General features: G+C 65.8%; 11 protein-coding genes. 5 read left to right on the forward strand and 6 right to left on the reverse strand.

The window, feature by feature from the left end:
* Together HMI57_RS06265 and HMI57_RS06270 are read right to left on the reverse strand one after the other, a co-directional pair.
* Entirely contained in the window at window positions 1–771 is a 771-nt protein-coding gene (locus HMI57_RS06265; RefSeq protein ID WP_171585088.1) for a BTAD domain-containing putative transcriptional regulator, read from the reverse strand.
* Between the two features lie 183 nt (window positions 772–954).
* On the reverse strand, window positions 955–1,443 hold the full coding sequence (locus tag HMI57_RS06270) for a hotdog fold thioesterase (RefSeq protein WP_171585089.1): 489 nt from the start codon (window positions 1,441–1,443) through the stop codon (window positions 955–957).
* A 19-nt stretch (window positions 1,444–1,462) separates the two neighbouring features.
* Here HMI57_RS06270 and polA point away from each other — a divergent pair, with 19 nt between their 5' ends.
* The 3 genes from polA (at window position 1,463) to rpsA (ending at window position 7,319) form a co-directional block, all read left to right on the forward strand.
* Window positions 1,463–4,219 carry a DNA polymerase I gene (polA, locus tag HMI57_RS06275; protein WP_171585090.1) on the forward strand — a complete coding sequence of 919 codons (2,757 nt, stop codon included), beginning with the start codon at window positions 1,463–1,465 and terminating at the stop codon, window positions 4,217–4,219.
* A 47-nt stretch (window positions 4,220–4,266) separates the two neighbouring features.
* Window positions 4,267–5,592 (forward strand): GNAT family N-acetyltransferase, encoded by a 1,326-nt coding sequence (locus HMI57_RS06280; RefSeq protein WP_171585091.1) that lies wholly within the window; start codon window positions 4,267–4,269, stop codon window positions 5,590–5,592.
* 224 nt (window positions 5,593–5,816) lie between these two features.
* Entirely contained in the window at window positions 5,817–7,319 is a 1,503-nt protein-coding gene (gene rpsA / locus HMI57_RS06285) for a 30S ribosomal protein S1 (protein ID WP_171585092.1), read from the forward strand.
* A 152-nt stretch (window positions 7,320–7,471) separates the two neighbouring features.
* Here the strand turns inward: rpsA and HMI57_RS06290 are convergent, their stop codons facing one another.
* The 4 genes from HMI57_RS06290 to HMI57_RS06305 are packed head-to-tail and all read right to left on the reverse strand — an operon-like array spanning window position 7,472 to window position 11,428.
* A complete protein-coding gene (locus HMI57_RS06290) occupies window positions 7,472–8,218 on the reverse strand; it encodes a hypothetical protein (protein ID WP_171585093.1) in 747 nt (248 codons plus the stop codon).
* Between the two features lie 3 nt (window positions 8,219–8,221).
* Window positions 8,222–9,577 (reverse strand): APC family permease, encoded by a 1,356-nt coding sequence (locus tag HMI57_RS06295; protein WP_171585094.1) that lies wholly within the window; start codon window positions 9,575–9,577, stop codon window positions 8,222–8,224.
* A 59-nt stretch (window positions 9,578–9,636) separates the two neighbouring features.
* Window positions 9,637–10,764: a methyltransferase gene (locus HMI57_RS06300; protein ID WP_171585095.1), complete on the reverse strand. Its 1,128-nt coding sequence runs from the start codon at window positions 10,762–10,764 to the stop codon at window positions 9,637–9,639.
* Window positions 10,757–11,428 (reverse strand): YigZ family protein, encoded by a 672-nt coding sequence (locus HMI57_RS06305; protein ID WP_171585096.1) that lies wholly within the window; start codon window positions 11,426–11,428, stop codon window positions 10,757–10,759. The genes HMI57_RS06300 and HMI57_RS06305 overlap by 8 nt, the downstream gene beginning before the upstream one ends.
* A 58-nt stretch (window positions 11,429–11,486) precedes the next feature.
* Between HMI57_RS06305 and coaE the strand changes: the two genes are divergently transcribed.
* Together coaE and uvrB are read left to right on the forward strand one after the other, a co-directional pair.
* Window positions 11,487–12,704 (forward strand): dephospho-CoA kinase, encoded by a 1,218-nt coding sequence (gene coaE / locus HMI57_RS06310; protein WP_171585097.1) that lies wholly within the window; start codon window positions 11,487–11,489, stop codon window positions 12,702–12,704.
* Window positions 12,705–12,755: 51 nt separating this feature from the next.
* Window positions 12,756–14,846 (forward strand): excinuclease ABC subunit UvrB, encoded by a 2,091-nt coding sequence (uvrB, locus tag HMI57_RS06315; protein ID WP_171585098.1) that lies wholly within the window; start codon window positions 12,756–12,758, stop codon window positions 14,844–14,846.
* The last annotated feature ends 5 nt before the right edge of the window (window positions 14,847–14,851 follow it).

Here is a 14,851-nt window from a genome sequence, read left to right on the forward strand (position 1 = left end):
CTAGTCGAACGAGGGGTGGAGGCTGACACCGTAGCCCGGTGCCGGGTCCCGCAGGGTCGGTTCCTGGGCCTGTTGCAACGGTCTGATCAGTTCGGTGATCCGCGCGGACGGGCGCACCCCGCACTCACGCTTCAGGGTGGCCAGGTAGGTGCGGTAGCTGCGCATCGCTGAACCGTTGTTCCCGGCGGCCAGATGGATGCGCAGCAGGGAGCGCTGGGCGCTTTCCAGCAGGGGATCGAGCGCCACCGCAGCGGTGGCGGCGTCCAGGGCTGCTGGCAGCTGTCCGCTGGCCAGGTACGTGTCCGCGAGGGTTTCCAGGGCGGCAAGGCGCTGCCGGAAGATCCGGTCCTGGTCGGGCAGCAGCCAGTCCTCGTCCCACCCCGGCAGCAGGTCGGCGCTCCGCAGCTCAGCCGCGAATCCCTGCGGGACGGTCGCCCCCGCGTCCACGAGGTCGATCTTGCCCAGCAGCTCGTCCACGTCGATGGTGATGCCGGGGGCGAGGGCCAGCGGGTCGCTGACCGGGTGCAGCAGCCCGGGGAGCTGGTGTGCAATGTTCCACAGGCAGGCCCGCAGGCTCCCCGAGGCCTGGGCATCGGTCCGGTTGGGCCACAGGAGGCCGGCAATGTAGCTTCGTCGTCGACCGCCGCGAAGCGCGAGTGCCGCGATCAGGCGCTGCTGCCGGAAGGCCACGGTGACTGGCTGGTGATCCCGTTCAAGGCACCAGTACCCCAACATCTTCAAGTTCCACTGGACCGGAGTGTTCGATGACATGCCCCGTCCCCACTTCCTGCTTCATCGGGGAGAGGCGTCCCCTATCCGCTGAAACGGTTGACCGCTGTCAGTGCTAGCATCCTCAGACTTCAGAACCTTGTCAATGCTTCAGATGGGAGTTCACCCGTAGAGGATTACCCCCGTATTGGCCACGGATTCCGGGCGCCGAAGGACCGCAATAAATCAGCGTTTGTCGCGGATGATGTTGGTGATCCGGGCGGTCGACAGGCGGCGGCCGTCCTCGTCGGTCATCACCACCTCGTGGGTGGTCAGGGTACGGCCCAGGTGGACGGCGGTGGCGGTGCCGGTGACCATCCCCGACGATGCCGACCGGTGGTGCGTCGCGCTGATCTCAATGCCCATCGCCTGCCGTTCGCGCCCCGCGTGGAGGCCGGCGGCGAAGGAGCCCAGGGTCTCCGCGAGGACCAGGTGGGCCCCGCCGTGGAGGATACCCGCCACCTGTTCGTTCCCCTCGACCGGCATGGTGGCGACCAGGCGTTCCGGCGTCATCTCCGTGAACACGATCCCCATCTTCGCGGCCAGACGCCCGATACCGTGACCGCTGAGCCACTCGTGCATCTCTTCCGGCACACCAGCAGCGGTGAGCTCGGCTGCATAGGGGTTGGCGGTCGGTTCCTGTCCGGACGGCTCCGGAGTGTAATTATGGGTCATGGCAACTAGGCTGGCACCTGTGAGTCAAACAACCAAACCCGATGTTCCCCCGGCCGCTGCGACTCTGACGGACGCTCCTCCGACGGCCACCGGGCCCGCTGACGGATCCCGCAAACGCCTGCTGGTGATCGACGGCCACTCGATGGCCTACCGCGCGTTCTACGCGTTGCCTGCCGAGAACTTTTCCACCGACACTGGACAGCACACCAATGCCGTCTACGGGTTCACCGCGATGCTGATCAACCTGATCAGGGACCAGAAGCCCACCCATGTGGCGGTGGCGCTCGATCTGAGCACCCCGACGTTCCGTACCGAGGAGTACACCGAGTACAAGGCCGGCCGTGCCAAGACGCCGACGGAATTCCACGGCCAGGTGGACCTGATCATCAAGGTGATGCAGGCGATGCACATCCCCACCCTGTCGATGGAGGGCTACGAGGCCGACGACATCATCGCCACCCTCTCCGTCCGGGCCGCAGCCGAAGGCTGGGACGTGCAGGTGGTCAGTGGTGACCGCGACGCCTTCCAGCTGGTCAACGACCGCGTGACGGTGCTGTACCCGAAGCAGGGCGTCACCAACATCCCGCAGATGGATGCGCAGGCGGTGGAGGAAAAGTACCTCGTCCCGCCCAACCAGTACTCGGATCTGGCAGCCCTGGTGGGGGAGACCGCCGACAACCTCCCGGGGGTTCCCGGGGTCGGACCGAAGACCGCCGCCAAGTGGATCAAGCTCTACGGCGGGCTGGACGGCATCCTCGAGAACCTCGACGCCATCAAGGGGAAGGTGGGTGACTCACTCAGGGAGAACATCGAGCTGGTCAAGCGCAACCGCCGCCTGAACCAGCTGCACCTTGACCTGGAGCTGCCGGTGGAACTGGACACCATGGTGTCCCGGACCCCCGACCGTCCGGCCGTGGAGGAACTGTTCGATTCCCTCCAGTTCAACGTCCTCCGCAAGCGCCTGTTCGACCTGTTCGGTGAGGAGGACTCCGCTGAGTCGCACGACGAAATGACCCCTCCCGAGCATGTGGTCCTCACCGATGCTGCTGCGCTGACCTCCTGGCTTAACGCCACGAACCAGGCCATCGCCGCCGTCCAGCTGGTGACCCAGGCGACCACGGGGGACGACGACGTCGTAGGGCTGGCCATCGTCACCTCGACAGACGCGGCGTACGTTGACCTGGAAACGCTCGACGCCGAAGCGGATCAGGTGCTCTCCACGTGGCTGGCCGACCTGAGCGCTCCGAAGGTGGCCCACGATTTCAAGGCCGCCTACAAGCTGCTCGCCGCCCGCGGACTGAAACTCGCGGGGGTCGTCGACGACACCGCCATTTCCGGCTACCTGATCCAGCCCGACCGCCGCGCCTACGACCTCGGCGATCTCAGCCAGTCACACCTGAAAATGTCGATAGCACCCCCGGCAGAGTCTACGGGCGGTCAGCTCGCACTCCAGCTGGAGGAGGAGGACGTCGCCTCACCCGCCATCGCCCGCGCCTTCGCGGCCCTGCAGCTCAGTGAATACTTCGCCGGCCAGCTGGTGGAACGCGGCGCCAACCAGCTGCTGGGCGGGCTTGAACTGCCACTGGCCCAGGTGCTCGCCGAAATGGAACTCACCGGCGTCCCCGTGGCCATGGACCGGCTCGACCAGCTGTTCGACGACTTCTCGGCGACCATGAGCACCACCAGCGCCGAGGCGTTCAGGATCATCGGCAAGGAGATCAACCTGGGCTCACCGAAGCAGCTCCAGGCGGTCCTGTTCGACGAACTGGAACTCCCCAAGACCAAGAAGATCAAGACCGGCTACTCCACCGACGCCGACGCGCTGACGGACCTGATCGTCAAGACCGGGCACCCATTCCTGGAACAGCTCCTTGCGCACCGCGACGCCTCCAAGCTCCGCCAGACGGTGGAGGGGCTCCGGAAGTCGGTCGCCGACGACGGGCGGATCCACACCACCTACGTCCAGACCATCGCGGCGACCGGGCGGCTGTCCTCCACGAACCCGAACCTCCAGAACATCCCGGTCCGCTCGGACGAGGGTCGGCGCATCCGCGAGGTGTTCGTCGTCGGTGATGGGTTCGACTGCCTGATGACGGCCGACTATTCGCAGATCGAAATGCGGATCATGGCTCACCTCTCCGGCGACGAGGGGCTGATCCAGGCGTTCCGCGACGGCGAGGACCTGCACCGGTTCGTCGGCGCGCACATCTTCAGCGTTGCACCCGAGGATGTCACCAATGCCATGCGGTCCAAGGTGAAGGCCATGTCCTACGGCCTGGTCTACGGCCTCAGCTCGTTTGGCCTGTCCAAGCAGCTGGCCATCTCGGTGGATGAGGCACGCACCCTGATGGGCGACTACTTTGACCGGTTCGGGGCCGTCCGGGACTACCTGCGCGGCGTGGTGGAACAGGCACGCATCGACGGTTTCACCTCCACCATCGAGGGACGACGCCGGTACCTGCCCGATCTCTCCAGCGACAACCGGCAGCTCCGCGAAATGGCCGAACGCGCCGCGCTGAACGCCCCCATCCAGGGGTCGGCGGCCGACATCATCAAGAAGGCGATGCTCGGCGTCGATGCCGAGCTACGTCGGCAGGGCCTGGCATCCCGGATGCTCCTGCAGGTCCACGATGAACTGGTCCTGGAGATCGCGCCGGGCGAGAAGGACACCGTGGAACTGCTGGTGCGGGAGCAGATGGGTTCGGCCGCTGACCTGACCGTGCCCCTTGACGTCTCCGTCGGTGTGGGAGCGAGCTGGCACGAGGCCGCCCACTGACCCAAGGTGCTGGTGTGCGGGGTGCTGCGGCACTAGGCTGATGGATCGTGACTGCTTCCCAGGACCCCGCCGCCCCCGCTCCGCTACGCATCGACACCTTCACGGTGACCGCCGAAACCGATTGCACGGCCGACAGCCCCCTCGCACACTGGTTTGAGGCGATCCGGTTCGGGTTCCACGAGACCCGGACCGAACCGGAGGACCTGCCAACGTACGCCGGCGCCTTCGCCTCCGACGGGCGCACCCTCTGGGGAGCCTATGACGACGCCGCAGGCACCCACGCCTGGGATCCCCGGATCCCGGTCGCCACCTACGGCACCATGGTCAACTCCCTCAATGTGGGCAACGGCCAGCTGATCGACGCGCATCTGATCACTGCCGTGACCGTGCGTCCCACCCACCGCCGGCGTGGTTTGCTCCGCCGGATGATGACCGCAGACCTCGACGGGGCGGCGGCCAAGGGGTTCGCTGTCGCGGCGCTGACCGCGTCCGAGGCGACCATTTACGGTAGGTTCGGTTTCGGCACCGCCACGTTCACCCGCAACATCGAGGTCGACGTGAAGGAACGGTTCGCCCTCCGTCCGCCTGCCTACGGCGCCACCGAGGTGGTGTCCCCGGCGTCCGCCGCTGCCCTGTCGGAGCAGATCTTCGGCCGGTTCCACCACGTCACCACCGGGTCCCTCGGCCGCCAGTTCTCCTACCCGCAGCGCGCCTCGGGGCGGTGGGGTGAGGAACGGCCCGTCGAGGACAAGGGAGTGCGGACCGCCGTCCACTACGACGACGACGGTCGCCCCGACGGCTACGTCTCCTACAAGTTCTCCGGCTGGGGCACCACTCCCTACACGATGAAGATCATCGACCTGGTCGCCGCCTCGGGCGCCGCCTACCTGGAACTGTGGCGGTACCTGGGATCAATCGACCTGATCGAGCGGATCACCTTCAACCTCGCCCCCGTGAACGATCCGTTGCCCTGGGCGCTGGCGGACCGCCGCTGCTACAAACTGACCGGCGACGAGGACGTGCTCTGGCTGCGGATTCTTGATCCAGTGAAGGCGCTTGCCGCCCGCGGCTACCAGGGCGCCGGCACGGTCACCCTGGAGATCGTCGACCCGCTCGGCTACGCCGCTGGCCGGTACCGGTTGTCCGCCGCGGACGGAACGGGTGAGCTGACGCGCCTGGACGACGACGCCGACACCGAGTTGCGGGTCGATGTTGCCGCGCTCGGATCGCTCTACCTCGGGGGCGTCCCCGCGCACACCCTGGCCGCGGTCGGTCACATCGTCGAGCAGGGACCTGACGGAGAGGGCAGCATCGACCGCCTCGACCGGATCTTCCAGACGCCGTCGGACCCCTACTGCATCACCCACTTCTAGATGCTCTCCGACCAGCCGTCGCCCTTTTGACCTGTGTTGTCGCAGACGGCTAGACTAGACGGGCGTGTAATGCGCACTGCGAAACGGGTTTTCTGACTGTTCCTGGTCGGCCGTTTCCTCTCCAAAAGTCCACTTCCGGACGGGTTCCACTCGAATCAGCAGGGTTTCCTGTTGTCTTGGCGCCCGCCGGATCAACTAATCATCCACAACGGAGTCCCAACTACATGACCATCACCACCACCGAGAAGCCAGGTGCACCGCAGGTCGCGATCAACGACATCGGCACCGCTGAGGACTTCCTCGCAGCCATTGACGCCACCATCAAGTACTTCAACGACGGAGACCTCGTTGAAGGAACGGTCGTCAAGGTTGACCGCGACGAAGTTCTGCTCGACATCGGTTACAAGACCGAGGGTGTCATCCCTTCCCGTGAGCTGTCCATCAAGCATGACGTTGATCCCGGAGACGTTGTCTCCGTTGGCGATCAGGTCGAAGCCCTGGTGCTCACCAAAGAGGACAAAGAAGGCCGCCTGATTCTCTCCAAGAAGCGCGCTCAGTACGAGCGTGCCTGGGGCGACATCGAGAAGGTCAAGGAAGAAGACGGCGTCGTCACCGGTACGGTCATCGAGGTTGTCAAGGGTGGACTCATCCTGGACATCGGCCTCCGCGGCTTCCTGCCTGCGTCCCTGGTCGAAATGCGTCGTGTACGCGACCTGGCTCCGTACATCGGCCAGAAGATCGAAGCGAAAATCATCGAGCTGGACAAGAACCGCAACAACGTAGTCCTGTCCCGCCGTGCATGGCTCGAGCAGACCCAGTCCGAGGTGCGTTCCACGTTCCTCAACAAGCTGGAAAAGGGCCAGGTTCGTCCCGGCGTTGTCTCCTCGATCGTCAACTTCGGTGCCTTCGTGGACCTCGGCGGCGTCGACGGACTCGTTCACGTTTCCGAGCTGTCCTGGAAGCACATCGACCACCCATCCGAGGTTGTCGAAGTTGGCCAGGAAGTCACCGTTGAGGTGCTTGAGGTCGATCTGGACCGCGAGCGCGTCTCACTGTCGCTCAAGGCCACCCAGGAAGATCCATGGCAGACCTTCGCCCGCACCCACGCCCTTGGGCAGGTTGTTCCGGGTAAGGTCACCAAGCTGGTTCCGTTCGGTGCGTTCGTTCGTGTCGAAGACGGCATCGAAGGCCTCGTTCACATCTCCGAGCTGGCTGTCCGCCACGTGGAGCTGGCAGAGCAGGTTGTCTCGGTTGGAGACGAACTGTTCGTCAAGGTCATCGACATCGACCTCGAGCGTCGCCGGATCTCGCTCTCCCTCAAGCAGGCCAACGAGGGCGTCGACGCCGACAGCACCGAGTTCGACCCAGCCCTGTACGGTATGGCTGCCGAGTACGACGAAGAAGGCAACTACAAGTACCCCGAGGGCTTCGACCCAGAGTCGAACGAATGGCTCGAGGGCTACGACACCCAGCGCGCCACCTGGGAAGCTCAGTACGCTGAGGCCCAGTCACGCTGGGAAGCACACAAGAAGCAGGTTGTGCAGCACGCATCTGACGATGCAGCTGCGGCCAACGAGCCTGTCGAGTCCAGCTCGACCAGCTACTCGTCCGAGCCAGGCGCTGCTGAGAGCAACAACAGCAGCAGCAACAACAGCAACGTCGGCACGGGTACGCTCGCGTCAGACGAAGCACTTGCTGCACTGCGCGAAAAGCTGACCGGCAACTAGGTCCAGCGCTAGTACCTGAAAAGGCCCCCACCGCGAGGTGGGGGCCTTTTCTGTGTCTGGAATGCCGGATGATGCTGCCTGTTCCACCCACCCTCCCACCGGCGGCGGGCCGTCAGTGGGATTGTCTAGACAGTCCCACTGACCGCCCGTGTTCAGTGGGACGGAGCGGTGGGTGCGGCAGGCTCTTCCTGGCCCGGGCGGCCCAGAGCGGAAGACTGCTCGGTGGCTCGCACCTCCCGTGCCTTGGTGTAGGAGGGCTCCCGCAGGGCGCGGGTCCAGGCATAGGTTTCCGACCCCGGCAGCGGATGCTGCACCGGGTCGAACCGGGTGCTCGCCTGTTCGGGGTCGTGGCGCAACCTCACCGTACCGAACCGGATCCAGGAGCCCATCGGCTGGCTGAAGCAGAGGGCCAGTTCCAGGGGACGCTTTGCCAGTCCTGCGCTGAGGCCCTCCGGTGTGGCGGCGAGGTTCCCGCTCGGGTCAAGTGGAAAGGCGCCCAGAAGCACAGCCGACTTTGGTCCGCGGTAGGGCAGCAGCGAGGTGAACTTGGCTGCCATCACGTTGCGCTGGGGGAGCAGCGCGAACCTGCCCGGAACTGAGGCGCCGGTTGAGGCCAGCAACACGTCAAAATGCCCCGAGCTGTGAGGAACCCGGAGGGCCAACCCCAGGATGTCTGGACTCCAGCGGGGGAGGCCCACTGAACGGGACAGCCGTGCGATGACCTCCACTTCGCCCAAGCCGTCGATCCAGGAAATGCCGCTCGGCATGGCTGGACCCGTCCGGGTCAGTGTCCCCGACAGCATCACGCCGTCCGGGTGGATGGGACGGCGCGGCCTGACAGTTTTCAGGCCGGCGAATACTCCGGCAAAGGCGGACCCGAGTGCTGAGGGAGGGCGCATGAACTAGTTCTCCACTGGGCTGGTTGAGCCGGTTTTGCGGCGTGAGGTGAGGTGCTGGAGGGCGTAGAGAGCCAGCCCGATTCCGACAAGTATTGCTGCCCGCAACCAGATGTCGGCGCTCTGCTGGGTCATCAACAGGATGCAGGAGGCGATGGCCAGGTACGGGAAAATTGCGGGGATGCGGAAGTGCTGGTGGTCGACGTGGTCCTTGCGGAGCACCAGGACGGCGATGTTGGTGCTGAGGAAGACGAACAGGAGGAGCACCACGACTGTTTCGGCCAGGGATTCCAGGTCGCCGGTGCTGGAGAGGATCATCGCTGCAGCAGTGGTGACAAGGATTGCTACCCATGGGGTCCGACGGTTGGGGAGCACCCGGCCGAGCACTGACGGAAGCAGGCCCTGCTCAGCCATTCCGAACGTCAGGCGGCTTGCCATGATCATGGTGAGCAACGAACCGTTGGCGACGGCGATCAGCGCCACCAGGCCGAAGATCCATTCAGGGATCCCGAACCCGGTGGCGTTGACGACGTCGAGCAGGGGAGAGGTGGAACCGGCAAGGTCCGCTGCGGGCACCGCGGCCGAGGCTGCCAACCCGATCAGCACGTACACCACGCCAGCGGTCAGCAGGGCCCCGAAGAGCGCCCGGGGGAACACCCGGCTCACATCCCTGACTTCCTCGGCGACATTCGCCGACACCTCGAACCCGACGAATGAGTAGTAGGCGATGAGGGTTCCGGCCAGCACTGCGGAGGCCGGTCCGACGCCGTCGGGGAACTGGGTCACCCGGCTGAGGTCCCCGTTTCCCTGGGCCAGGAACAGGCCGACGACGACGATCACGAGCACCAGGCCCGAGACCTCGACGACGGTCATCACCACGTTGGTGCGCACTGATTCCCGGATGCCGCGGGCGTTCAACGCGGCGACCAGCAGCAGGAAAACCAGCGACGCGGGAACGGGAGGGACGTCGATGAAGGCCGACAGGTAGGCGCCGGAGAAGGCTTGCGCCAGCCCGGCAGCGCTGGTGACCCCGGCCGCGAGCATGCAGAATCCGACCAGGAAGGACACAATCGGCTTCCTGTAGGCACGTTCAGCGAAGACGGCTGCTCCACCGGCTTTCGGGTACTTGGTCACCAGTTCGGCGTAGGATCCGGCGGTCAGCAGCGCCAGGCCCAGAGCGACGAGCAGCGGCACCCAGATCGCACCGCCTGCTTCGCCGGCAACCACACCCACCAGCACGTAGATTCCAGCACCCAGCACATCCCCGAGGATGAAGAGAAAGAGTAGGGGGCCGGTGATGCCCTGTTTGAGCTTGGACGCCGGTGCCGACTGTGGTGCTGAGTGCTGGGCTGTGGTGGACATGACGGAAGTATATTCCAGAAACTAAGGTTACTTAGCATGTCCGGTTTGTGGCAGCCTGATTAGGTTCGCGTTGACACCGTCACAGTGAATTTGGGGTTGCGGGCTGCCTGGCGGGTGGGGCCCACCAGCTGGGTCAGGGACGCCCGATACTGCAGGTGGCTGTTCCACACAGTCCAGAGTTCGCCGCCCGGACGCAGGACCCTCCCAGCGTCGGCGAACAGCTTCAGCGCGATCCCCGAGTGCACAGTTCCTTCCAGATGGAAGGGAGGGTTCAGGACGATCAGGTCGGCCGACGAGTCGGCCAGTGATGACAGCGCATCGTCGCGCACCACAGAGATCCGATCGCCCACGCCGTTGGCGTCGGCTGTCGCGCGGGACGATGCCACGGCCGACGCCGACTGGTCGGTTGCCGTGACCTGCAGGGTGGGCCGGGTCAGCGCCAGGTAGGCAGCGATGGTGCCGTTGCCCGACCCGAGGTCAATCGCGTGCCCGGCGACCCGGGCGTCGGAGAGGGCAGGAAGCAGATACCGGGTGCCCGCATCGAGCTTCGCCCCGCCGAAGGTGCTGCCATAGGCCCGCAGGATCAGCGGGGAGGGCAGGCCGACGTCGTGTCTTTCCTCAACGGGAAACCCGCTGTCGGCGGATTGCACCGGCCCGGACGCCGTCAGCACCCGGGACTTCTGGCGGGCCAGTCCCGCCGTAACGGTGCCGAAGTGGCGGCCGAGCACACCGTTCATGGCGGTGGTCATGTGCTTCACCCGGCCGCCCGCGAACACCTGGACGCCGGGTTCGGCATGGCGGGCGATTGTCCACGCGATCTCATCCAATGCGGCCAGTGAGCGGGGGAGTTGCAGCAGGACAATCCGGGCATCGGCCAACAGGGCACCGTTCAGTGAATGGTGGGCGAAGCGGTCGAGTAGACCCACCGCTTCCGCGTTCCGGGTCAGCGCGAGCTCGCCGGACAGCGGGTCCTGGTGGGTGCGGATCCCCGTCGCACCGTGCAGGGCGGCAGCTCGCAGGGTCAGCGCCCCATAGTGGTCACCGATCACGACGACGCCGGCCGGGTCGGCGGCGATGGCGTCGCCAGCGGTGTCCAGGAGCAGTCGGTCAGTGGCGTCGAACGCGAACAGGTTGGGGGCTTCCACGTCGGGAGCCCGCCGAAGGTCGTCGAAGGAAAAGTCAGTCACAATCCACCCATTTCAGGTCTTGCAGTTCGGCACCGGATTGCCCGGCGGTCAGGGAGGCGAGCCGTGCGGTGAAGCCCTCAACCGATGCATCCCCGGCGGGCACTGCCACCTGGATCAACGCACGGTCGGTGAGGTAGTCGGTACCCAGCACCTCGGTGCCGGCGGCTCGGAGGTCGTTCTCGACGCGGCCCGCGTCGGCGTGCGCCACCGGGACCGTCAACTGCTGCAGCAGCCGCCGCTGCACGGTGGGTGCCGCGTCCAGGGCCTGGGAGACAGCGTCGGAGTAGGCGCGGACCAGGCCGCCGGCGCCCAGGAGGACACCACCGAAGTATCTCACCACCACGACGGCGAGGTCGCTCAGATCGGTGGCACCCCCGGTGGTCACGCGTCTAAGGATGGCGTCCAGCATCGGCGCGCCGGCGGTGCCGGACGGCTCTCCGTCGTCGTTGGCCCGCTGGATGGAACGGTCCGGTCCGATGACAAATGCGCTGCAGTGGTGACGTGCGTCGTGGAATTCCCGCCGGAGGTCGGTGAGGAGCTGCCGCGCGCCATCCTCGGTGTCGACGCGCCGGACGACTGCGACAAAACGGGACCGGCGGACCTCGGTCTCGTGACGGTGTTCGCCCCGGACCGTCGTATAGCCGGTTATCTCACTGTCGCTCACCGGACAAGCTTACGGGCTTCCCGCGCACAGGGATTCGGGGGGTACTAGGGTGGAGGACATGCTCAGAATCGGCCTCACCGGCGGGATCGCCGCCGGTAAATCTCTCGTCGCTGCCCGCCTGGAAGAGCTCGGAGCGGTGCTGGTCGATGCGGATGTCCTGGCCCGGGAGGCCGTTGAACCGGGATCTGCGGGGCTCGCGGCGGTCGTCGCGGAGTTCGGTCCGGAGATGCTCCTGCCCGACGGCGGGCTGAACCGACCCGCGCTGGCGAAAGCCATCTTCGGAAACCCTTCGCGCCGGATGACGCTGAACTCGATCATCCATCCGCTGGTCCGCGACCGCGCCCGTGAGCTGACCGCCGCCGCTGCGCCGGACGCCGTCGTCGTGCAGGACATCCCCTTGCTGGTCGAGACCGGCCAGCAGAACCAGTTCCATCTGGTGGTAGTCGTCGACGCGTCCGATGAGGTGCGCGTGGGGCGGCTGACCACCCACCGCGGGATGAGCGACGCCGACGCGCGTGCCCGGCTCGCGGCGCAGGCGACGCGGGCCGAGCGGGCCGCCGCGGCCGACGTCGTCATCCCCAATGAGGGGACGGCCGAGGAACTGCTGGCCGCTGTGGACCGTTTGTGGCATCAGCGGGTGGTCCCGTTCAACACCAACCTGGTCAGCGGCGTGCGGGCGGGACGGACGGGTGGGCCGCAACTCGCCGCGTACCGGGATGACTGGCCAGCGCAGGCTGAGAGAATCATGGGACGGCTGCGGCTGGCGGATCCCCTGGTGCTCGGCGTGGACCATATCGGCTCGACGGCGGTTCCCGGCCTGCCAGCCAAGGACGTCATTGATCTACAGGTCACCGTCGCGACGCTTGAGGACGCTGACAGGATTGCCGGCAAGCTCACTGCCGCGGGCTTTCCCCTCGTCGAGGGCATTGTGCGGGATGAGCCGAAACCGGCCATCCCCGATCCGGACCGGTGGGCGAAACGCCTCCATGCCAACGCCGACCCGGGCCGCCCGGTGAACGTGCATGTCCGGGTTCAGGACTCCCCGGGGTGGCGTTACGCGCTGTCCTTCCGGGACTGGCTCCGGTCCGATCCCGGGGCCGTGGCCCTGTATCTGGCGGAGAAGGAACGCTGTGCGGCCGAGCACGCTGCCGACCAGGGAACCGACGGCTACGCGCAGTGCAAGGAAGCGTGGTTCACCGAGGTGGCCGACCCGCTGCTGAACCGGTGGATCGCCGACACCGGCTGGCAGCCGGGACCGCCTTCTGCCGTCGGCTAACTCTCTGACCTGAGGACAGTAATTGTCCGGGGGAGGGTCTAACGTATTTGTATGAGCCTTGCGCAGCAAATTAACCGGGTGGTCGCCCCGTTCGAAGTGATCAGTGATTTCAAACCAGCCGGTGACCAGCCAGCCGCGATCGCCGAACTGAGCGAACGGATCAAGGGCGGCGAGAAGGACGTGGTGCTCCTGGGCGCCACCGGCACCGGCAAGAGCGCGACGACGGCGTGGCTGATCGAGCAGGTCCAGCGCCCCACCCTCGTGATGGTGCAGAACAAGACCCTCGCCGCGCAGCTGGCCAACGAGTTTCGTGAACTGCTGCCCAACAACGCCGTCGAGTACTTCGTCTCCTATTACGACTACTACCAGCCCGAGGCGTACGTACCGCAGACGGATACCTTCATTGAGAAGGACTCGTCGGTGAACGAGGAGGTGGAGCGGCTCCGCCACTCGGCCACTAACGCCCTGCTGACCCGCCGGGACGTCATCGTGGTCGCCACCGTGTCCTGCATCTACGGCCTGGGCACCCCCGAGGAGTATGTGGCTGGAATGGTCACGCTGGAGACCGGCCAGCAGATGAACCGGGATGACCTGCTGCGGAAGTTTGTCTCCATGCAGTACACCCGCAACGACATTGACTTCCACCGTGGCACGTTCAGGGTGCGCGGCGACACCGTGGAGATCATCCCGATGTACGAGGAGCTGGCGATCCGCATCGAGTTCTTCGGCGACGAGGTCGAGAAGATCTACACGCTGCATCCCCTGACCGGTGAGATTGTCCGGGAAGAAACCGAGATGTATGTGTTCCCGGCGTCGCACTATGTTGCGGGTCCGGAACGGATGAACCGGGCGGTCAAGCAGATCGAGGACGAGCTGCAGGTCCGGCTCGACGAACTGGAGTCGCAGAACAAACTGGTCGAGGCGCAGCGCCTCCGGATGCGCACCACGTACGACCTGGAAATGATGCAGCAGATGGGGTTCTGCAACGGCATCGAGAACTACTCGCGCCACATCGACGGGCGCGGCCCGGGGTCGGCGTCCCACTGCCTCCTCGACTACTTCCCGGACGATTTCCTGCTCGTGGTGGATGAATCCCACGTGACCATCCCGCAGATCGGTGCCATGTACGAGGGGGACATGTCCCGGAAGCGTACCCTCGTGGACCACGGCTTCCGGTTGCCTTCCGCCATGGACAACAGGCCCCTGAAGTGGGATGAGTTCCTTGAGCGGATCGGCCAGACCGTCTACCTGTCGGCGACCCCGGGCAAGTACGAGCTCGGCAAGTCGGACGGGTTTGTGCAGCAGATCATCCGGCCGACCGGACTGATCGACCCGGAGGTGGTGGTCAAGCCGAGCAAGGGCCAGATCGACGACCTGCTGGGCGAGATCCGCACCAGGGTGGAACTCAACGAACGCGTCCTGGTCACCACGCTTACCAAACGGATGGCCGAGGACCTCACCGGTTATCTGCTGGAACACGGGGTGAAGGTGGAATACCTTCACTCCGACGTCGACACCCTGCGCCGGGTCGAGCTGCTGCGCGAGCTGCGGCTCGGCACCTTCGACGTGCTGGTGGGCATTAATCTGCTCCGTGAGGGCCTCGATCTCCCGGAGGTGTCGCTGGTCAGTATTCTCGACGCCGACAAGGAGGGGTTCCTGCGCAGTGCCACATCCCTGATCCAGACGATCGGCCGTGCCGCCCGTAACGTCTCGGGCGAGGTGCACATGTACGCGGACCGGATCACCGATTCGATGGCCAAAGCGATCGACGAAACGAACCGTCGCCGCGAAATCCAGGTCGCCTACAACCTCAAACACGGGGTGGACCCCCAGCCGCTGCGGAAGCGGATCGCCGACATCACCGATTCCATCGCGCAGGAAGACGCCGACACCCGGGCCCTGCTGGAGGAAACGGGCAGGAAACGCAAGGGCGGCAAGACGGCCAAGGGTGGGACCCCGGTCCGCCACGACGGCCTTGCGGCCGTGCCCGCGGAAGACCTGACCGATCTGATCAGCCAGCTCACCGACCAGATGCACTCCGCGGCAGCCGACCTGCACTTCGAACTGGCCGCCCGGTTGCGGGACGAGGTCGGTGACCTCAAGAAGGAACTGCGGCAGATGCAGACAGCCGGACACGCCTAAGCTCC

The sequence above is a fragment of the Arthrobacter sp. 260 genome (genome assembly GCF_013116745.1).
In the GTDB taxonomy this organism is placed as follows: domain Bacteria; phylum Actinomycetota; class Actinomycetes; order Actinomycetales; family Micrococcaceae; genus Arthrobacter_D.

Coding starts and splice junctions, on each gene's coding strand:
- HMI57_RS06265 (WP_171585088.1), bottom strand. CDS start 771: ATGTCATCGAACACTCCGGTCCAGTGGAACTTGAAGATGTTGGGGTAC.
- HMI57_RS06270 (WP_171585089.1), bottom strand. CDS start 1,443: ATGACCCATAATTACACTCCGGAGCCGTCCGGACAGGAACCGACCGCC.
- rpsA (WP_171585092.1), top strand. CDS start 5,817: ATGACCATCACCACCACCGAGAAGCCAGGTGCACCGCAGGTCGCGATC.
- HMI57_RS06290 (WP_171585093.1), bottom strand. CDS start 8,218: ATGCGCCCTCCCTCAGCACTCGGGTCCGCCTTTGCCGGAGTATTCGCC.
- HMI57_RS06295 (WP_171585094.1), bottom strand. CDS start 9,577: ATGTCCACCACAGCCCAGCACTCAGCACCACAGTCGGCACCGGCGTCC.
- coaE (WP_171585097.1), top strand. CDS start 11,487: ATGCTCAGAATCGGCCTCACCGGCGGGATCGCCGCCGGTAAATCTCTC.
- uvrB (WP_171585098.1), top strand. CDS start 12,756: ATGAGCCTTGCGCAGCAAATTAACCGGGTGGTCGCCCCGTTCGAAGTG.